Source organism: Streptomyces sp. NPDC090119 (assembly GCF_044747085.1).
Taxonomy (GTDB): Bacteria; Actinomycetota; Actinomycetes; order Streptomycetales; family Streptomycetaceae; genus Streptomyces.
Map to the genome: position 1 here is coordinate 39,793 of NZ_JBIVDK010000002.1, position 18,088 is coordinate 57,880.

The window sequence follows — 18,088 nt, forward strand, 5'->3', positions numbered from 1 at the left end:
TGACCGAGGGGTCAGCCGCCGGAGAGGCCGACCACCAGCCAGATGAAGGCGGCGCCCGCGACGGTGCACAGCACGGTGGAGCGGGCCGGGTGGTCGTGGTGGGCCTCGGGGAGGATCTCGGCGGCGGCGAGGTAGAGCAGCGCGCCGCCGAAGAGGCCGAGGTAGCCGCCGAGCAGCGGTTCCGGGATGTGGACGAACATCGTCGACAGGGCGCCCAGCATCGGCGCGCAGGCGTCGGCCACCAGCATGGCCACGGCCCGGCGGCGGGCGTTGCCGTAGAGGCTGGTGATGGTGAAGGTGTTGAAGCCGTCGGCGAAGTCGTGCGCGATCACGGCGAGGGCGACGGACAGGCCCATGCCGCCGCCGATCTGGAAGGCGGCGCCGATCGCGACGCCGTCCATGAAGCTGTGTCCGACCATCGCGGCCGCCGCGGTGAGGCCCACCTCGGGCGTCCGGTGGCTGTGCTCGGCCGCGCCGTGCGCCGCCTGGCGTCCGGCGAGGAGACGTTCCACCAGATGGGCGAGGAGGAACCCGGCGACGAACAGCACGAGCGCCGCGGGGACGCCGAACCACGGGTGACCGGCCGCCTCCAGCGCCTCGGGCAGCAGGTCGAGGCCGACCACGCCCAGCATCAGCCCGCCGGCCAGGCCCAGGACCAGGTGGCGACGGTCGGTCACGCGCTGTGCCGTCCAGCCGCCGGCCAGCGTCATCAGGAACGCGCCGAGCGCGACAAGGACCGCCATAGGCCCTTGCTATCCGATGCGGGGCCCTGTGCGCACATCCAGCGGCCCGCAAACCTCACCAGACCCTGACATTCACCCCAGTTTCCACTGCCCCACCCGGACCACGACCACGCGCGTCCGGGCTTCCCTCAGGAGAGGACCCTTCCCATGGCCGATGCCCCCACCGGCAAGGTGACGTTCGTCGGTGCCGGGCCCGGTGCCGCCGATCTGCTGACGTTCCGCGCGGCCCGCGCGATCGCGGAGGCGGACGTGGTGATCTGGGCGGCCAGCCTGGTCCGCGCCGAGGTGCTGGAGCACGCCCGCGCGGACGCGGAGATCCTCGACTCGGCGGCCCTGTCCCTGGAGGACGTGGTGGCCGTCTACCGGCGCGCCCACGCGGAGGGGCTGAAGGTGGCCCGCGTGCACTCCGGTGACCCCTCGCTGTGGGGCGGTACGCAGGAGCAGCTGGACCGGTGCGCGGAGGTCGGGATCGGCACGGAGATCGTGCCGGGCGTGTCGTCGTTCTCTGCGGTGGCCGCGCTGGCCGGGCGGGAGCTGACCATCCCGGAGGTGGCCCAGTCGGTGATCCTGACCCGGCTCGGCGGGGGCAAGACGCCGATGCCGCCCGGTGAGGAGGTGCGCGAGTTCGCCCGGCACGGCACCACGATGGCGGTGTTCCTGTCGGCGGCGCGCAGCGGCCAGCTGGTGCACGAGCTGCTGGAGGGCGGCTATCCGACGTCCACCCCGGTCGTGGTCGCCCATCAGGTGACCTGGCCGGAGGAGCTGGTGGTGCGGTGCACGATCGGCACGCTGGAGGAGACGGTCAAGGAGCACCGGCTGTGGAAGCACACCCTGTTCCTGGTCGGTGCGGCGCTGGACGCGCACGGCACCCGCTCGCACCTCTACCACCCCGGCCACTTCCACGGCTTCCGCCGGGCCGACCCGGAGGCGCGGCGGGCGCTGCGTGAGCGGGGGGCGAGCAGTTGATCACGGTCGTCGGCGCGGGGACGGGCACCCCGGTCCCGCCGGACGCGCTCGCCGGGGCCGCGCTGGTCGTCGGCGGGCAGCGTCATCTGGACGCTGCGCCGGTGCCCGAGGGCGCGGCACGGGTGGTGCTCGGCCCGCTGGCGCCCGCCCTGGACGCGATCGAGGAGTGTGTGGCCGGGGGGCGGTCGGTGGTGGTGCTGGCGTCGGGTGATCCGGGGTTCTTCGGGATCGTGCGGGTGCTGGCGGAGCGGTTCGGCGCCGGGCTGCTCGATGTCCGGCCGGGGGTGTCCTCGGTGGCGGGTGCCTTCGCCCGGCTGGGGCTGACCTGGGACGACGCGGTCGTGGTGAGCGCGCACGGGCGGGACCTGCGGACGGCGGTGAATGTGTGCCGGGCGCGCCCGAAGGTCGCCGTGCTGACCGGTCCCGGCTCGGGTCCGGCCGAGCTGGGTGCCCGGCTGGACGGTACCGGCCGGGTGCTGGTCGTGGTGAGCGCGCTCGGCGATCCGGAGCGGGAACGGGTGGAGCGGGTGACGCCCGCCGAGGCCGCCGCGCGGGACTGGGGTACGGCGGTGAGCGTGGTGCTGTGCCTGGACGAGGCGCGGACGGCGGAGGGTCCGCGCACGATCGCCGGGACGGGTGCCGGGCCCGCGCGATGGGCGCTGGCGGAGGGCGAGTTCACGCACCGGGACTCCATGATCACCAAGTTCGAGGTGCGGGCGCTGGCGCTGGCCCGGCTCGGGCCGCGCCTGGGCGACCTGGTGTGGGACGTCGGCGCCGGGTCGGGTTCGGTGGCCGTGGAGTGCGCGCGGCTCGGCGCGGCCGTGACCGCCGTGGAGAAGACCGAGGACGGCGCCGGGCGGGTACGGGCCAACGCCCGCGCCCACGGCGTCGATGTGAGCGTGGTGCACGGCACCGCACCGGAGGCGCTGGCCGGTCTGGACGAGCCCGACGCGGTGTTCGTGGGCGGTGGCGGGCGAGATCTGCCCGCCGTGGTCGGCGTCTGCGCGGAGCGGGCGCGGCGGACGGTCGTGGTGGCCGTGGCCGCGCTGGACCGGGTCGGTCCGGTGCGCGAGGCGCTGACGCGGGCCGGGCTGAGCTGTGACGGGGTGCTGTTGCAGTCGTCGCGGCTGGCACCGCTGCCGGGTGATGTGACCCGGCTGGCGGCGGCCAACCCCGTTTTCCTGCTGTGGGGCGACCGCCTCCCGGCACGGAGTGAAGGAGGAGTCCAGTGATCGGCCTGATTTCCGCCACCGCGGCGGGGGCGGCGGCCCGCGACCGGCTGGCCGCGGCCTGGCCGGACCGTACGCGGGTGTACGAGGGCCCGGCCGGGGAGGCGATACGGGCGGCGTTCGCGGAGTGCGAGCAGTTGGTGTGCTTCCTGGCCACCGGCGCCACGGTCCGGCTGCTGGCCCCGCTGCTCGGGGACAAGGCGGCCGATCCGGGTGTGGTGTGTGTGGACGAGGGCGGCCGGTTCGCGGTGTCCCTGGTCGGCGGGCATGGCGGCGGTGCCAATGAACTGGCTTACCAGGTTGCCGAGTTGCTGGGTGCGGAGCCCGTGGTGACGACGGCGACGGACGCGGTGGGTCTGGCCGGGCTGGACACGCTCGGCCTGCCGGTCGAGGGCGCGGTCGCGGCGGTGTCGCGAGCCCTGCTGGACGGTGAGCCGGTGGCGTTGGAGGCCGAGTTGGCCTGGCCGCTGCCGCCGGTGCCCTTCGCCGGACAGGGCGCGTACACCGTGCGGTTGACCGACCGGGACGTACAACCCGGCCCGCAGGAGGTGCTGTTGCGCCCGCCGTCTCTGGTCGTCGGCGTCGGCGCGTCCAAGGGAGCGCCCGTCGAGGAGGTGCTCGGGCTGATCGCGGAGGCGTTGCGTGAGGCGGGGCTCTCGGTGCGCTCGGTGGCCGAACTCGCCACGGTGGACGCCAAGTCGGAGGAGCCGGGCCTCGTGGCCGCCGCGGAGCGGCTGGGCGTGCCCCTGGTGACGTACCCGTCGGACGAACTGGCCTCGGTGCCGGTGCCGAACCCGTCCGACGCGCCCCTCGCGGCGGTCGGCACCCCGTCCGTGGCGGAGGCCGCGGCGCTCAGGCGGGGCGGCGAACTCCTCGTACCCAAGCGGAAGTCGGCGGCGTCGCCCGCGATGGCGACCTGCGCGGTCGTAAGGCGTCCCGGCCGGGGGCGGCTCGCGGTGGTCGGGATCGGGCCCGGCGCCCGCGACCTGGTGACCCCGCGCGCGGCCGCCGAACTGCGGCGCGCCTCGGTGCTGGTGGGCCTGGACCAGTACGTCGACCAGATCCGCGACCTGATCCGCCCCGGCACCCGGGTGCTGGAGTCGGGGCTGGGCGCGGAGGAGGAGCGGGCCCGTACGGCGGTCGCGGAGGCCCGTCAGGGGCACGCGGTGGCGCTGATCGGCAGCGGGGACGCGGGCGTGTACGCCATGGCCTCCCCCGCGCTCGCCGAGGCGTCCGACGACATCGACGTGGTCGGCGTGCCCGGTGTCACGGCGGCTCTCGCGGCCGCGGCGGTGCTCGGCGCGCCACTGGGCCACGACCACGTCTCGATCAGCCTCTCCGACCTGCACACCCCGTGGGAGGTCATCGAGCGCCGGGTGCGCGCGGCCGCCGAGGCGGACATCGTGGTGACCTTCTACAACCCCCGTTCCCGCGGCCGGGACTGGCAGCTCCCCAAGGCGCTCGCCGTACTGGCCGGGCACCGGGAGCCGGAGACACCGGTCGGTGTGGTGCGCAACGCCTCCCGGCCGGACGAGTCCGTACGGCTGACCACGCTCGCCGAACTGGACCCGGCGACCGTCGACATGATGACCGTGGTCACCGTCGGCAACACCGCCACCCGGAACATCGCCGGGCGCATGGTGACGCCGCGCGGCTACCGCTGGCAGCACACCCCGGAGGCGGCCCGATGAGCCGTGCCACTTCCCCCGACACCCCCTTGTACCGACCGACGTACCCCGAGGAGAAACCGTGACCACCCAGCCGCCCGCCCTGCTCATCGCCGGACACGGCACCCGTGACGAGGCCGGAGCCGAGGCGTTCCGGGACTTCGTGAAGGAGCTGGGCCGCCGCCACCCCGAACTGCCCGTCGCGGGCGGCTTCATCGAGCTGTCCCCGCCCCCGCTGGGCGAGGCCGTCACCGAACTGGTCGAGCGGGGCGTCCGACGCTTCGCCGCCGTACCGCTGATGCTGGTGTCCGCCGGGCACGCCAAGGGCGACATCCCGGCGGCGCTGGCCCGCGAGAAGGAGCGCCATCCGGGCGTCACCTACACCTACGGCCGCCCCCTCGGCCCGCACCCCGCCCTGCTGCGGGTACTGGAACGGCGACTGGACGACACGCTCGGGGACACCCCCCGGGAGGACGTGACCGTGCTGCTGGTGGGGCGCGGCTCCACCGACCCGGACGCCAACGCCGAGGTCTGCAAGGCGGCCCGGCTGCTGTGGGAGGGACGCGGATACGCAGGGGTGGAGACGGCGTTCGTGTCGCTGGCGGCGCCGGACGTGCCGAGCGGCCTGGACCGGGTCGCCCGGCTCGGGGCACGGCGGGTCGTCGTCCTGCCGTACTTCCTGTTCACCGGCATCCTCCCCGAGCGGGTGCGGCGGCAGACCGAGGAGTGGGCGGCCGCGCACCCGGAGACGGAGGTTCGGTCGGCGGACGTGATCGGGCCCGAGCCGGAGCTGCTGGACCTGGTGATGGAGCGGTACGCGGAGGCGGTCGCCGGTGACCTGCGGATGAACTGCGACTCGTGCGTGTACCGGATCGCGCTGCCGGGCTTCGAGGACAAGGTGGGCCTGCCGCAGCAGCCGCACTTCCACCCGGACGACGACGGCCACGACCACGGGCACGGACACGGACACCACCACGGCGGCCACACCCACAGCCATGCGCACTGACGCCGGTCCCGACCTGCGCCACCACGGGGACGCCGAGGTCCGTGACGCCGGGGCTGACCTGGTGGACCTCGCCGTCAACGTCCGCGCGGACACGCCCCCGCGCTGGCTGCGCGAGGAGATCGCCGCCTCGCTGACCGGTCTCGCGGCCTACCCGGACGGGCGGGCCGCGCGGGCGGCGGTGGCGGAGCGGCACGGGCTGCCGGTGGAGCGGGTGCTGCTGACGGCGGGCGCGGCGGAGGCATTCGTGCTGCTGGCCCGCGCGCTTCAGGTGCGGCGGCCGGTGGTGGTGCATCCGCAGTTCACCGAGCCGGAGGCGGCGCTCCGGGACGCGGGGCACCCGGTGGAGCGGGTGCTGCTGAGCGCGCGGGACGGCTTCCGGCTGGACCCGGCGGCGGTGCCCGAGGACGCGGACCTGGTGATCGTCGGCAACCCGACCAACCCCACCTCGGTGCTCCACCCGGCCGGGACGCTCACCGAACTCGCCCGTCCTGGGCGGACGTTGGTCGTCGACGAGGCGTTCATGGACGCGGTGCCGGGTGAGCGGGAGGCACTGGCCGGGCGGACGGACGTGCCGGGCCTGGTCGTGCTGCGCAGCCTCACCAAGACCTGGGGCCTGGCCGGGCTCCGGGTCGGCTACGTGCTCGCGCCTCCGGAGACGGTCACCGCCCTGGAACACGCCCAGCCCCTCTGGCCGGTGTCCACCCCGGCCCTGGCGGCGACCCGGGCCTGCGTGGCCCCCCGCGCCCTCGCCGAGGCGGCCCACGCGGCCCACCGCACGGCCGCCGACCGCGCCCATCTCCTCGCCGGGCTGGCTGAGTTGGCCCCGTACGGTGTCAAGGTCACCGGCCCGGCGGAGGCCCCCTTCGTCCTCCTGCAACTCCCGGACGCCCACCACGTACGCCACCGCCTGCGCGAGCTGGGGTACGCGGTCCGCCGGGGCGACACCTTCCCCGGACTCGGCCCCGACTGGCTCCGGGTGGCGGTCCGGGACCGGACGACGATGGCGGGGTTCGTGGCGGCGCTGGGCAAGGTACTGGCTCAGGAGGGCTGAGGCGCCGCGGACCACGGCCGCAGCTTCTCCGGGTTGCGGACCACCCAGATCCGGGTGACCCGGTCACCGTCGATCTCGAAGGCGGCGACGGTGACCACCGCGCCGTCACGGCGCGCCACCAGGCCGGGCAAGCCGTTGACCGAGCGTTCCAGGAGTTCGAGGCCGGGAGCCCGGTCCGCGATGGCGGCCATGTACTGGGCGATGCGCGGGCCGCCCTCGACCGGGCGCAGGACGGTGCCGACCATGCCGCCGCCGTCGGCGGTCATCACGGCGGCCGGGTCGAGGAGGCCGACGAGGGCGGCGATGTCCTTGCTCTCCCACGCCTCCTTCACCCGCCGCACCACGTCGGCCCGCACCGGCGCCGGAGCCCGCGCGGCGCTCACCCCCCGCCGCGCGGAGGCCGCCAACTGCGACGGACGCGCGGCACGACGGCTCCACGTTCCTCCGCGTCGCCCTAGCCCTCCAGACGCTGACCATCTTCCTCCAGGCCGTCTCCGCCGGACTGCTGCTCACCACCTCCTACGGGGAGACACTGCACGGCATCGGCGCCCGCGTGATGTACGGGGCGTCGATGCTGTACGTGCTCGTGGCGGTGCTGGCGTGGAAGCCGGGCGGCGGCTCCGCACGGCCCATCTGGCACGCCTCGGGCTTCCTCGCGCTCGCCTCGGTGCAGGTCGTGCTCGGCATCGCGCACGTGCCGTCGGTCCATCTCCCGCTGGGCGTGCTGATGTTCGGCCTGAGCCTGCTCGCGCTGGTCCGGCGGTGAGAGTCCTGGCGGGCCCCCGTCAGCCCCGGCGCCTGCGGGCCACCGTCACCGCGCCGCCGCCCAGCAGGAGCAGCGCCAGCGCGCCGCCCGCGATGTACGGGGTGGTCGAACTGCCGCCCGTCTCGGCGAGGTTGGTCTGGGTGCCCTGGGGTTCGACCTGGGGCGCGGGGGCCTCGCTGGATGCCTGCTGCTGAGGCTCGGCGGGTGCCGCCTCTTCCTCCTGCGCGCCCGCCGGTGTCTCACAACTCGCCTCCGCCAGCGTCACCGTGCCCGTCACCTCGGCCACGTTCAGCCGGAGCGGGTTGACCGAGACCTTGAGCCGGAGCGCGGTGGCGGCGGCCGTGCTGGAGGTGGTCCGCTGCTCGGCGAGGTCGAGGCGGACCTCACCGACGCCGGGGACCCGTACCTCGGTGGGGCCGCCCGCGGTGAGGGTGGTGCGCTTGCCGAGCACGGTGACGGCACCGAGGACGTTCGCCTCGGCCTCGGGCTCCTCCCCGGCCGCGCAGGTGGCGCGGGCGGTGACCGTGCCGACCTCGATCAGGGAGAGCAGCGGCAGACCGGGCACGTGCAGCCGGGCGTCGGTGAGGCGGACCGAGCCTTCGGCGCGCTCGTCGGTGGCGGTGGCTCTGGCCGAGGCGACGTCGGCGCGCAGCACGGAGAAGGGCTGACCCTGGTTCACGCCGTCGAGCCGGGCGGACAGGGCCGTGCGGTCGGCGTCGCCCGGCGCCCGGACCTCGTTGAGGGAGAGGGTGAGCGGGACGTCGGCGGTGTGGTGGAGCAGGGACACGTCGAGTCCGGCGCGCAGTACGGCGGCGGAGGCGCGTCCGTGGCCGCCGGTGGCGTGCGCCGGGCGCGCGCTCAGGAGCAGGGGCGCGGCGGTGAGGGCGGCGGCCGTCGCGACGGCGGCGAGGCGGCGTGCGGGCATGCGGAAGTTGTCGCTGTTCAAGGCGGTGGGACCCCCAGGAGGAACGTGCTCGGGACACGCCAACCCTTACGCAGTGTGGGTGAACGGTCAGCGTTCCTGGGTTACTTCACTCCATCGTGGGGTTTCCGCCTCCGCATTCGAATAGGCGGGCACGCCCGTTCGCCCCGCCTACTGCACGACCAGCCCGTTCAGCACCACCCGGCGCGGCGCAGCGAGCACCCGTACGTCGGCGCGCGGGTCGGAGTCGTAGACCACCAAGTCGGCGGGGGCGCCCTCCTCCAGGCCTGGGCGGCCGAGCCAGGCGCGGGCGGCCCAGCTGGTGGCGGCCAGTGCCTCGACGGACGGGATGCCCGCGGTGACCAGTTCCGCCACCTCGGCGGCGACCAGCCCATGCGGCAGCGAGCCGCCCGCGTCGGTGCCGACGTACACCGGGATGCCCGCGTCATAGGCGTCGCGCACAGTGTCGTAGCGCCGCTCATGGAGGCGTCGCATATGTGCCGACCAGCGGGGGTACCTCTCCTCGCCGCCCGCCGCCAGGTCCGGGAAGGTGGCGATGTTGACCAGGGTCGGCACGATGGCGACGCCGCGCTCCGCGAACAGCGGGATCAGCTCGGGGGTGAGACCGGTGGCGTGCTCGACGCAGTCGATGCCCGATTCGACCAGGTCGCGCAGCGAACTCTCCGCGAAGCAGTGCGCGGTGACCCGTGCGCCCAGTCGGTGCGCCTCCGCGATGCCCGCCTCGACGGCCTCGCGCGGCCAGCAGGGCGCCAGGTCGCCGACGCCCCGGTCGATCCAGTCGCCGACCAGCTTGACCCAGCCGTCGCCGCGCCGCGCCTCCTGGCCGACGTAGGCGACGAGGTCGGCGGGCTCGATCTCGTGGGCGTAGCCCCGGATGTAGCGGCGGGTGCGGGCGATGTGCCGTCCGGCGCGGATGATCTTGGGGAGGTCGTCGCGGTCGTCGACCCAGCGGGTGTCGGAGGGCGAACCGGCGTCCCGGATCAGCAGGGCACCGGCCTCGCGGTCGGTGAGGGCCTGCTTCTCGGCGGTGTCCGCGTCGACCGGGCCGTGGGCGCCGAGGCCGACATGGCAGTGGGCGTCGACCAGGCCGGGCAGCGCCCAGCCCTCGACGGTCGTGCTGTCACCGGCGCCGGCGGGGCGGTCGTAGGTGACACGGCCGCCGACCACCCACAGCTCGTCGCGGACGTCGTCGGGCCCGGCCAGGACCCGCCCCTTCACGTGCAGCACCGCGTGATCGCTCATGCACCGCACCTTAGTGACGGGTCCCCGCGCACTGAAGCCCCGGCTACTTCTCCGTCTTGCCCGGTACGTCGTCGACCTCGGCCATCGCCGGGTCGAGGACGCGGGAGAGGAAGTGCCGGGTCCGCTCGTTCTTCGGGTTCCCGATGACCTCCTCCGGGGTGCCCTGCTCGACGATGACGCCGCCGTCCATGAAGACGACCCGGTCCGCGACCTCGCGGGCGAAGGTCATCTCGTGGGTGACGACCATCATGGTCATGCCCTCCTCGGCGAGCCCCCGCATCACCGCGAGCACGTCACCGACCAGCTCGGGGTCGAGCGCGGAGGTCGGCTCGTCGAAGAGCATCACCTCGGGGCCCATGGCGAGCGAGCGGGCGATGGCCACCCGCTGCTGCTGGCCGCCGGAGAGGGAGGACGGGTAGGCGTGGGCCTTGTCGGAGAGCCCGACCCGGGCCAGGTTCTCCGCCGCGACCTTCTCCGCCGCCGCCTTGTCCCGCCCGAGCACCCGGCGCTGGGGCAGCGTGAGGTTCTCGGTGACATCGAGGTGCGGGAACAGGTTGAACTGCTGGAACACCATGCCGATACGACGGCGTACGGCGTCGATGTCCACGTCCGGGTCGGTCAGCTCGGTGCCGCCGACCACGATCGTGCCCTGCTGGGGTTCCTCCAGCAGGTTGACGCAGCGCAGCAGGGTGGACTTGCCGGAGCCGGACGGCCCGATGACACAGACCACCTCGCCCTGGCCGATCTCCAGGTCGATGCCGCGCAGGACGTGGTTGTCGCCGAAGGACTTGTGCAGCCCCTCGACGCGGATCTCGGGGCTGGTCACCGGATCGCCTCCTGGGACTTGGACTCCATCCGCCGGACGACGAAGCCGAGCGGGATGGTGACCAGCAGATAGCACAGGCCGGCCACCAGGATGGGGGTGGAGTTGGCGGTGGTGCTGGCCAGGTCGTTGCCGAACTTGGACAGCTCGCGCTCCTCCAGCGTGACCCCGAGGAACAGCACCAGCGAGGAGTCCTTGAAGAGCAGGACGAGTTCGTTGGTGAGCGGCGGCAGGATGATCCGGAACGCCTGCGGGATGACGATGGAGATCATGGCCCGCGCGGGCGAGAAGCCCAGCGAGCGCGCCGCCTCCAGCTGTCCCTTGGGCACCGCCTGGATGCCCGCCCGGATCGTCTCGGCCATGTACGCGGCCGAGACCAGCCCGAGGGCGACCGCGACCTTGCCGTAGGTGCCGCCCGGATACTGCACGTCCGGGAAGGCCAGCGGCACGCCGACGCCGACGAAGATGAAGATCAGCAGCGCGGGCAGGCCCCGGAAGATCTCGATGTAGATCCCGGCGAGCCAGCGGTACGGCCCCACGGAGGACAGCCGCATCAGGGCGACGACGATGCCCAGCACGAGTCCGACCACGAAGCCGGACAGCGTGTAGAGCACGGTGTTCTTCAGCGCCAGCGTGATGATGTCCGGGAACATCTGCTCGGCGATGGGCAGTTGCGCGAACTGGTTCTTCAGCCGCCCCCAGTCCGCGGAGAACGCGAAGGCGAGGACGGCGGCGACGAAGACGACGTACTGCGCGCCGCGCGAGAGCCTGCGCCGCTGCCTGCGGGTCAGGCCCTTCTTGCGGGGCTGGATGCGGGTGTCCGTGTCGGTCATGGGGTCAGGAGCTCGCGGAGGGGGAGGCGGCGGACGGGTCGTACGGGCCGATCCACTTCTCGTAGATCTTCTTGTACTCGCCGTCGGACTTGGCGCGGGCGAGCGCCCTGTCGATGGCGGTCTTCAGGGCGGTGTTGCCCTTCTTCACCGTGAAGCCGTACTGCTCGCCGGTGTTGATGTTGTCCACCACCTGGAAGGCGGAGGCGTTGGCCTTGTCCTTCAGCCAGCCCTGGACCACCGGGTAGTCGATGACCACGGCCTGGACCTGCCCGGTGCGCAGGCCGTTGAGGACCGCGTCGGAGGAGTGGAAGGAGACCGGGTCGAGGCCCTTGCTCTTGGCGAGGTCCTCACCGGTGGTCTGCGCCTGGGCGCCGAGCTTCTTGCCCTTGAGGTCGGCGAGCGACTTGATGCCGCTCTTCTTGTCGACCAGGACGGCCTGGGTGGCCTCGAAGTACGGGTCGGAGAAGTCGACGTTCTTCTTGCGCTCGTCGGTGATCGTCATGCCCGCCGCGGCCAGGTCGCACTGGCCCGAGTTGAGGAAGGCGCCGGTCTTGAAGTTCTCGAACGGCGTGTCCACGATCTTCTGCTTGACGCCCAGGTCCTTGGCGACCAGGTCGATCAGGGAGACGTCGAAGCCCTGCACCTTGCCGTCGACCACCGACTGGAACGGCGGGTAGGGCAGGTGGGTGCAGACGGTCAGCGCCCCGCCGTTGGCGAGGTGGACCCCCTTGACGGTGGTCTTCCCGCCACCGCTGCCCGAGGAGCAGCCTGCGACGAGCGCGATCGCGGCCGCCGCGGTGATGGCTGCCAGCACACGGGGCCGGCGCTGAAGGAGGGTCTTCATGGGGGGAATCTCCCGATCGGGGGAACTGTGGGTTCCGATTATAAGGAGAGGTTTGGGCCTCTCAAATCAAACTGATGGCTTCGCGGCCGTCCAGCCTAAGATGTCGCCGGTCAAAACGGCACGGAGGCCGCCAGTTACCCTCGTCACCGTCGGCTGACGGCCGGCCTCGTGGACCTCGTGAGCGAAGAAGGCACCCGCCGTGACCCATCCCCTCCTCGACCTGCCCCCGCTGACCGCCGCGCGGTTCGCCGCCATCGAGGACCGGGTGGCCCGGCTGCTGGACACCCGGCAGGACGTGCTGATCACCCAGGGCGAGGCGCTGCTGCCGCTGGAGGGCGCGATCCGCGCCGCCGCCGGTCCGGGCACGGTCGCGCTGAACGTGATCACGGGTCCCTACGGCCAGACCTTCGGCGACTGGCTGCGGGACTCCGGCGCGACCGTGCACGACCTCGTGGTGCCGTTCGACTCGGCGGTCACCGCCGACCAGGTCCGGGCGGCGTTCGCCGAGCACCCGGAGATCGACTTCGTCTCCCTGGTGCACGCGGAGGCGGCCACCGGCAACACCAACCCGGTCGCGGAGATCGGCGAGGCGGTACGGGAACAGGGCGCCCTCTTCTACCTGGACGCGGTCGCCTCGGTCGGCGCCGAGCCGGTGCTGCCGGACGCGTGGGGCGTGGACCTGTGCGTGATCGGCGCCCAGAAGGCGATGGGCGGGCCCGCCGGGGTGTCCGCGATCTCGGTGAGCGAGCGGGCCTGGCAGCGGATGGCCGCCAACCCGGACGCCCCGCGCCGCTCCTACCTGTCCCTGCTGGACTGGAAGGAGCGCTGGATCGACGGCGGCCGCAAGGCGTTGCCGCACGCCCCGGCCCAGCTGGAGATGCTGGCGCTGGACGCCTGTGTCGAGCGGATCGAGGCGGACGGACTGGACACGGTGATGGCCCGGCACCGCGATCTCGCGCGGGCGACGCGGGCCGGGGCGATCGCCCTGGGCGGCGGCCTGGAGCCGTACGTACGCGAGGAGCGGGACGCGGCGCCGGTGGCGACCACGCTGCGGGTGCCGCCGGGCACGGTGGCCTCGGAGCTGGTGGCCCGCGCGCTGGAGAGCGACCCGGCGCTGCCGATGGCCGCCGGGGGCGGGGCGCTGGCCGGGGAGATGATCCGGGTGAACCACTACGGGACCGACGCCACGCCGATGGTGGTGCGCCGCGCGCTCGTGGCGCTGGGCGCGGCGATGGCCCGGCAGGGGCTGACGGTGGACCTGGAGGCGGCCCTGCTGGCGCTGGACGAGATCGTGCTCTGACACCGGACACCGGAGTGCGGCCCGCGCGAATTCGCGCGGGCCATTTCCTTTTCCAGCCGCTCACCCATGCGTCTTAAATTCCCCGTGAATTCAATCGATCTGGCTCGGCCATAATCTCCTGCCCTGTTTTTGCAGAGCTAAACAACCTTGGTTTCCAGTGGGTTTCCGTCTTGTGACACACTCCACAAGCGAAGCCTTTTGTGCCGTTTTTTCATAGGTCAAACCGGACATTCAAGTCAGCGACCTAGGTTAAACCAAGATCGCCACCGTGCATTTTGCTATTCACCTCGCTAAATTCGGGCCGCATGACTTCCGCATCCGCCGACCTGCTCATCGACAGACCCGCGGTGACCGATGGCGCCGCACTCTGGCGTCTCGCCAAGGACTCGAAAACGCTCGACCTGAACTCCTCGTACAGCTATCTGCTGTGGTGCCGGGACTTCGCCGGCACCTCGGCGGTGGCCCGGGGACCCGAGGGCGAGCCCGTCGGGTTCGTCACCGGCTACGTCCGCCCGGACCGCCCGCACACCCTGCTCGTCTGGCAGGTGGCCGTGGACGGCTCCCAGCGCGGCCGGGGCATCGCCGCCGCGCTGCTGGACGGGCTCGTCGCACGGCTGGCCGCCGAGCAGGGCGTGACGGATGTGGAGACGACCATCACCCCCGGCAACACCGCCTCCGAGCGGCTGTTCACCTCGTTCGCCGAGCGCCACGGCGCCGACCTGACCCGCGAGGTGCTGTTCGGCGAGGAGCTGTTCCCGGACGGCCCGCACGACCCCGAAGTGCTGTACCGCATAGGCCCGCTGACCCACGTCCCGGCGCACTGACGTCCCCCGAGGAGCGAATCACCGTGACCATCACCCAGCCCGACCTGAGCGTCTTCGAGACCGTGGAGTCCGAGGTCCGCAGCTACTGCCGCGGCTGGCCCGTCGTGTTCGACCAGGCGCGGGGCAGCAGGATGTACGACGAGGACGGCCATGCCTACCTCGACTTCTTCGCCGGGGCCGGCTCACTCAACTACGGCCACAACAACCCGGTACTGAAACGGGCGTTGATCGACTATCTGTCCCGCGACGGGGTGACCCACGGCCTGGACATGTCGACCACGGCCAAGCGGACCTTCCTCCAGACCTTCCAGGACCTGGTGCTCCGCCCGCGTGACCTGCCGTACAAGGTCATGTTCCCGGGCCCGACGGGCACCAACGCGGTGGAGTCCGCGCTGAAGCTGGCCCGGAAGGTGAAGGGCCGCGAGGCGATCGTGTCCTTCACCAACGCCTTCCACGGCATGTCGCTGGGCTCGCTGGCCGTCACCGGCAACGCCTTCAAGCGGGCCGGGGCCGGCGTCCCGCTGGTGCACGGCACCCCGATGCCGTTCGACAACTACTTCGACGGCACCGTGCCGGACTTCCTGTGGTTCGAGCGGCTGCTGGAGGACCAGGGCTCGGGTCTGAACAAGCCCGCCGCGGTGATCGTGGAGACCGTGCAGGGCGAGGGCGGCATCAACGTGGCCCGGCCCGAGTGGCTACGCGCGCTGAAGGAGCTGTGCGAGCGGCAGGACATGCTGCTGATCGTCGACGACATCCAGATGGGCTGCGGCCGTACCGGGGCGTTCTTCTCGTTCGAGGAGTCCGGCATCACCCCGGACATCGTGACGGTGTCCAAGTCGATCTCCGGCTACGGGCTGCCGATGTCGCTGTGCCTGTTCAAGCCGGAGCTGGACATCTGGGAGCCGGGCGAGCACAACGGCACCTTCCGCGGCAACAACCCGGCGTTCGTCACCGCCACCGCCGCGCTGGAGACGTACTGGGCCGACGGCGCCGCGATGGAGAAGCAGACCCGCACCCGCGGTGAGCAGGTCGAGCGGGAGCTGATCTCCATCACCGAGGAGAACCTCGCCGACGTCAAGGAGTACCGCGGCCGCGGGCTGGTGTGGGGGCTGGAGTTCCACCGCCCCGACCGCGCCTCCGAGGTCGCCAAGCGCGCCTTCGAGCTGGGGCTGCTCATCGAGACGTCCGGCCCGCAGGGCGAGGTCGTCAAGCTGCTGCCCGCGCTGACCATCACCCCGGAGGAGCTGGACGAGGGGCTGAGCATCCTCGCCCGCGCCGTCCGCGAGACCGCCTGACCACTCAGCAAAGAGGAGGAGACACCGTGATCGTCCGTTCGTTCAAGGACATCGAGGGCACCGACCGGCATGTGAAGGCCAAATCGGGTACCTGGGAGAGCAAGCGCATCGTGCTCGCCAAGGAGCGGGTCGGCTTCTCCCTGCACGAGACGGTCCTGTACGCCGGGACGGAGACGTCCATGTGGTACGCCAACCACATCGAGGCCGTCGTCTGCACCGAGGGCGAGGCCGAGCTGACCGACCACGAGGACGGGCAGGTGTACACCATCACGCCCGGCACCATGTACCTGCTGAACGGGCACGAGCGGCACACGCTGCGGGTGAAGGAGGACTTCCGCTGCCTCTGTGTGTTCAACCCGCCCGTGACCGGCCGGGAGGACCACGACGAGAACGGCGTCTACCCGCTGCTCACCGAGCCCGAGGAGGTGTGAGAGAACCATGACCACGCTCACCACCACGCCCACCGACCTGTACCCGAGCCGGGGCGCGACCGAGGTCCGCGTGCCACGCCAGGACCCGGTCGTCTGGGGCGCCCCGGACACGCCCGGCCCGATCCAGGCGGCCGAGCTGGAGGGGTTCGAGCGGGACGGCTTCCTCACCGTCGACCAGATCATCACCCCCGCCGAGGTACAGGTCTACCGGCGGGAGCTGGACCGGCTGATCGGCGACCCGGCGGTGCGCGCCGACGAGCGCTCGATCGTGGAGCCGCAGTCCGGGGAGATCCGCTCGGTCTTCGAGGTGCACCGGCTCAGCGAGCTGTTCGCCAACCTGGTGCACGACGAGCGGGTGGTCGGCCGGGCGCGGCAGATCCTCGGCTCGGAGGTCTACATCCACCAGTCGCGGATCAACGTCAAGCCCGGTTTCGGCGCCAGCGGCTTCTACTGGCACTCGGACTTCGAGACCTGGCACGCCGAGGACGGCCTGCCCAACATGCGCACGGTGTCCGTCTCGATCGCGCTGACCGAGAACCACGACACCAACGGCGGCCTCATGATCATGCCGGGGTCGCACAAGACGTACCTGGGCTGTGCGGGCGCCACCCCGAAGGACAACTACAAGAAGTCGCTCCAGATGCAGGACGCGGGCACCCCGTCCGACGAGGCGCTGACCGACCTGGCAAGTGAGCACGGCATCCGCCTGTTCACCGGCGCGGCGGGCTCGGCCACCTGGTTCGACTGCAACTGCATGCACGGCTCCGGCGACAACATCACGCCGTTCCCGCGCAGCAACGTCTTCATCGTGTTCAACAGTGTGGAGAACACGGCGGTGGAGCCGTTCGCGGCGCCGGTGCGCAGGCCGGAGTTCATCGGGGCGCGGGACTTCACTCCGGTGCGGTAGCGCGCCTCACCCCCCGATCACCGGGCCGGTGCCTCTTCGTGTGGGACGGGAGGCATCGGCCCGGTCATGTCTGTGTACGGGCCATGTCCGTGTACGTACCGGCTCAGCCGTCCAGCGCGTCCAGCAGGCGGTCGACGTCCGCCTCGGTGTTGAAGAGGTGGAAGGCCGCGCGCAGGTTGCCCGCCCGGTCGGACACCTCGATGCCGGCCCGGCCCAGCTCCGGCTGCCGGGCGCCGAGGCCCGGCACCGAGACGATCGCGGAGCCCGGCGCGGGCAGCGCCTCGTGGCCCAGTGCGGCGAGCCCGGCCCGGTAGCGGTCGGCCAGGGCGATGTCGTGGGCGTGGATCGCGGGCACGCCCAGCTCCTCGATCAGCTCCAGGGAGCGGCGCAGTCCGGGGTAGCAGAACAGGGCGGGGCTGAGGTCGAACCGCCGTGCGGAGTGGGCGAGTTCGGTGACGGGGCCGTAGCAGCTGTCCCAGGGCCGTTCGCCCGCGACCCAGCCCGCCAGCAGCGGGGTGAGGCCGCCGAAGTCCTCGGGCAGGACGAGGAAGGCGACGCCATGCGGGCCGAGCAGCCACTTGTAGGAAACCGCCGCGGTGAAGTCCCACTCCCCCGCGTCCATCGGCAGCCAGCCCGCCGTCTGGGAGAAGTCGACGTAGGTGCGGGTGCCGTGGGCGCGGGCGGCCTCGCGCAGCGCGGGCAGGTCGGCCACCTTGCCGTCGGCGGACTGGGCCGCGCTGACGGCGACGAGCGCGGTGCCGGGACGGACCGATTCGGCGAGGCGCTCCACGGGCACCGCGCGCACCTTGAGGTCGCCCCGGACGTGGAACGGGTTCGGCACGGAGGAGAAGTCGCCCTCAGCGGTGAGGACTTCGGCGCCCGGCGGCAGCGAGGCGGCGATCACCCCGCCGTGCGCGGCGACCGAGGCGCCCAGCGCGACCCGCTCGACGGGGACCCGGGCGAGCCGGGCGAAGGCGGCCCGGCACGCCTCCGCGTCGTCGTAGAGCGTGGTCAGCGGCTTGCCCTGCACGCGGAGCAGGGCCGCGTCGTGCAGGGCGGTGACGGCGCGGGTGGGCAGCAGCCCGTTGCTCGCGGTGTTGAGGAAGGTGCCGACCGGGGCGAACTCGGCGCGGACGAGGCTCTCGAACGTCTCCGTGGTCTCCATGGGTCCACTGTGCGGCGCCCGTAAGCAGTCGTCCATCACGCGTCTCTACAGGG

General features: G+C 72.6%; 17 protein-coding genes and 2 pseudogenes. 11 read left to right on the forward strand and 8 right to left on the reverse strand.

Translation table 11 applies throughout. The annotated features are described in order from the left end of the window. Nucleotides 1-11: 11 nt before the first annotated feature. Nucleotides 12-743 (reverse strand): ZIP family metal transporter, encoded by a 732-nt coding sequence (locus ACIPPM_RS07535; protein WP_401444329.1) that lies wholly within the window; start codon nt 741-743, stop codon nt 12-14. Between the two features lie 147 nt (nt 744-890). Here ACIPPM_RS07535 and cobM point away from each other — a divergent pair, with 147 nt between their 5' ends. Genes cobM through cobC form a run of 5 tightly spaced genes read left to right on the forward strand, consistent with a single transcriptional unit; the run spans nt 891 to nt 6,662 of the window. Further along, nucleotides 891-1,709 carry a precorrin-4 C(11)-methyltransferase gene (gene cobM / locus ACIPPM_RS07540; RefSeq protein WP_393595924.1) on the forward strand — a complete coding sequence of 273 codons (819 nt, stop codon included), beginning with the start codon at nt 891-893 and terminating at the stop codon, nt 1,707-1,709. Continuing rightward, on the forward strand, nt 1,706-2,941 hold the full coding sequence (gene cbiE, locus ACIPPM_RS07545; protein ID WP_401444332.1) for a precorrin-6y C5,15-methyltransferase (decarboxylating) subunit CbiE: 1,236 nt from the start codon (nt 1,706-1,708) through the stop codon (nt 2,939-2,941). The genes cobM and cbiE overlap by 4 nt, the downstream gene beginning before the upstream one ends. Continuing rightward, entirely contained in the window at nt 2,938-4,629 is a 1,692-nt protein-coding gene (gene cobJ / locus ACIPPM_RS07550; RefSeq protein WP_401444334.1) for a precorrin-3B C(17)-methyltransferase, read from the forward strand. The genes cbiE and cobJ overlap by 4 nt, the downstream gene beginning before the upstream one ends. Before the next feature lie 58 nt (nt 4,630-4,687). Next, complete coding sequence (locus tag ACIPPM_RS07555) at nt 4,688-5,611, forward strand: sirohydrochlorin chelatase (RefSeq protein ID WP_401444336.1); 924 nt, start codon at nt 4,688-4,690, stop codon at nt 5,609-5,611. Then, complete coding sequence (gene cobC, locus ACIPPM_RS07560; RefSeq protein WP_401444338.1) at nt 5,601-6,662, forward strand: Rv2231c family pyridoxal phosphate-dependent protein CobC; 1,062 nt, start codon at nt 5,601-5,603, stop codon at nt 6,660-6,662. Before ACIPPM_RS07555 ends, cobC begins: the two co-directional genes overlap by 11 nt. On the opposite strand, the pseudogene ACIPPM_RS07565 reads toward cobC, so the two are convergent. Then, nucleotides 6,650-7,078: pseudogene (locus tag ACIPPM_RS07565) on the reverse strand (RNA polymerase subunit sigma-24); the annotation flags it as partial. The gene cobC and the pseudogene ACIPPM_RS07565 sit on opposite strands and share 13 nt — an antisense overlap. Nucleotides 7,079-7,098: 20 nt before the next feature. Here ACIPPM_RS07565 and ACIPPM_RS07570 point away from each other — a divergent pair. Further along, nucleotides 7,099-7,428: pseudogene (locus tag ACIPPM_RS07570) on the forward strand (hypothetical protein); the annotation flags it as partial. 19 nt (nt 7,429-7,447) lie between these two features. On the opposite strand, the gene ACIPPM_RS07575 reads toward ACIPPM_RS07570, so the two are convergent. From ACIPPM_RS07575 to ACIPPM_RS07595, 5 genes are all read right to left on the reverse strand, one after another. Then, on the reverse strand, nt 7,448-8,374 hold the full coding sequence (locus ACIPPM_RS07575; protein WP_401444341.1) for an SCO1860 family LAETG-anchored protein: 927 nt from the start codon (nt 8,372-8,374) through the stop codon (nt 7,448-7,450). Nucleotides 8,375-8,521: 147 nt separating this feature from the next. After that, nucleotides 8,522-9,613, reverse strand: coding sequence for an amidohydrolase family protein (locus ACIPPM_RS07580; protein ID WP_401444344.1), 1,092 nt, complete (start codon nt 9,611-9,613; stop codon nt 8,522-8,524). A 43-nt stretch (nt 9,614-9,656) separates the two neighbouring features. Beyond that, nucleotides 9,657-10,439, reverse strand: a complete 783-nt coding sequence (locus ACIPPM_RS07585) for an amino acid ABC transporter ATP-binding protein (RefSeq protein WP_401444346.1) — start codon at nt 10,437-10,439, stop codon at nt 9,657-9,659. Beyond that, complete coding sequence (locus ACIPPM_RS07590; protein WP_401444348.1) at nt 10,436-11,269, reverse strand: amino acid ABC transporter permease; 834 nt, start codon at nt 11,267-11,269, stop codon at nt 10,436-10,438. Before ACIPPM_RS07590 ends, ACIPPM_RS07585 begins: the two co-directional genes overlap by 4 nt. A 4-nt stretch (nt 11,270-11,273) precedes the next feature. Continuing rightward, nucleotides 11,274-12,113: a transporter substrate-binding domain-containing protein gene (locus ACIPPM_RS07595; RefSeq protein WP_401444350.1), complete on the reverse strand. Its 840-nt coding sequence runs from the start codon at nt 12,111-12,113 to the stop codon at nt 11,274-11,276. 199 nt (nt 12,114-12,312) lie between these two features. On the opposite strand from ACIPPM_RS07595, the gene ACIPPM_RS07600 reads away from it, so the two are divergent. The 5 genes from ACIPPM_RS07600 to thpD all read left to right on the forward strand — a co-directional run bounded on the left by ACIPPM_RS07600 (nt 12,313) and on the right by thpD (nt 16,870). After that, on the forward strand, nt 12,313-13,413 hold the full coding sequence (locus ACIPPM_RS07600; protein WP_401444353.1) for a pyridoxal-phosphate-dependent aminotransferase family protein: 1,101 nt from the start codon (nt 12,313-12,315) through the stop codon (nt 13,411-13,413). 305 nt (nt 13,414-13,718) lie between these two features. Then, nucleotides 13,719-14,237 carry a diaminobutyrate acetyltransferase gene (gene ectA, locus ACIPPM_RS07605; protein WP_401444355.1) on the forward strand — a complete coding sequence of 173 codons (519 nt, stop codon included), beginning with the start codon at nt 13,719-13,721 and terminating at the stop codon, nt 14,235-14,237. A gap of 23 nt (nt 14,238-14,260) precedes the next feature. Next, entirely contained in the window at nt 14,261-15,532 is a 1,272-nt protein-coding gene (ectB, locus tag ACIPPM_RS07610; protein ID WP_401444357.1) for a diaminobutyrate--2-oxoglutarate transaminase, read from the forward strand. 26 nt (nt 15,533-15,558) lie between these two features. Further along, a complete protein-coding gene (locus tag ACIPPM_RS07615; RefSeq protein WP_388991875.1) occupies nt 15,559-15,963 on the forward strand; it encodes an ectoine synthase in 405 nt (134 codons plus the stop codon). A 7-nt stretch (nt 15,964-15,970) separates the two neighbouring features. Next, a complete protein-coding gene (thpD, locus tag ACIPPM_RS07620) occupies nt 15,971-16,870 on the forward strand; it encodes an ectoine hydroxylase (protein WP_401444360.1) in 900 nt (299 codons plus the stop codon). Between the two features lie 103 nt (nt 16,871-16,973). Here thpD and ACIPPM_RS07625 read toward each other — a convergent pair whose 3' ends face one another. Beyond that, nucleotides 16,974-18,035 (reverse strand): aminotransferase class V-fold PLP-dependent enzyme, encoded by a 1,062-nt coding sequence (locus ACIPPM_RS07625; RefSeq protein ID WP_401444362.1) that lies wholly within the window; start codon nt 18,033-18,035, stop codon nt 16,974-16,976. Between the last annotated feature and the right edge of the window lie 53 nt (nt 18,036-18,088).

Coding starts and splice junctions, on each gene's coding strand:
- ACIPPM_RS07580 (WP_401444344.1), bottom strand. CDS start 9,613: ATGAGCGATCACGCGGTGCTGCACGTGAAGGGGCGGGTCCTGGCCGGG.
- ACIPPM_RS07595 (WP_401444350.1), bottom strand. CDS start 12,113: ATGAAGACCCTCCTTCAGCGCCGGCCCCGTGTGCTGGCAGCCATCACC.
- ectA (WP_401444355.1), top strand. CDS start 13,719: ATGACTTCCGCATCCGCCGACCTGCTCATCGACAGACCCGCGGTGACC.
- thpD (WP_401444360.1), top strand. CDS start 15,971: ATGACCACGCTCACCACCACGCCCACCGACCTGTACCCGAGCCGGGGC.
- cobC (WP_401444338.1), top strand. CDS start 5,601: ATGCGCACTGACGCCGGTCCCGACCTGCGCCACCACGGGGACGCCGAG.
- cobM (WP_393595924.1), top strand. CDS start 891: ATGGCCGATGCCCCCACCGGCAAGGTGACGTTCGTCGGTGCCGGGCCC.
- ACIPPM_RS07535 (WP_401444329.1), bottom strand. CDS start 743: ATGGCGGTCCTTGTCGCGCTCGGCGCGTTCCTGATGACGCTGGCCGGC.
- ACIPPM_RS07590 (WP_401444348.1), bottom strand. CDS start 11,269: ATGACCGACACGGACACCCGCATCCAGCCCCGCAAGAAGGGCCTGACC.
- ACIPPM_RS07625 (WP_401444362.1), bottom strand. CDS start 18,035: ATGGAGACCACGGAGACGTTCGAGAGCCTCGTCCGCGCCGAGTTCGCC.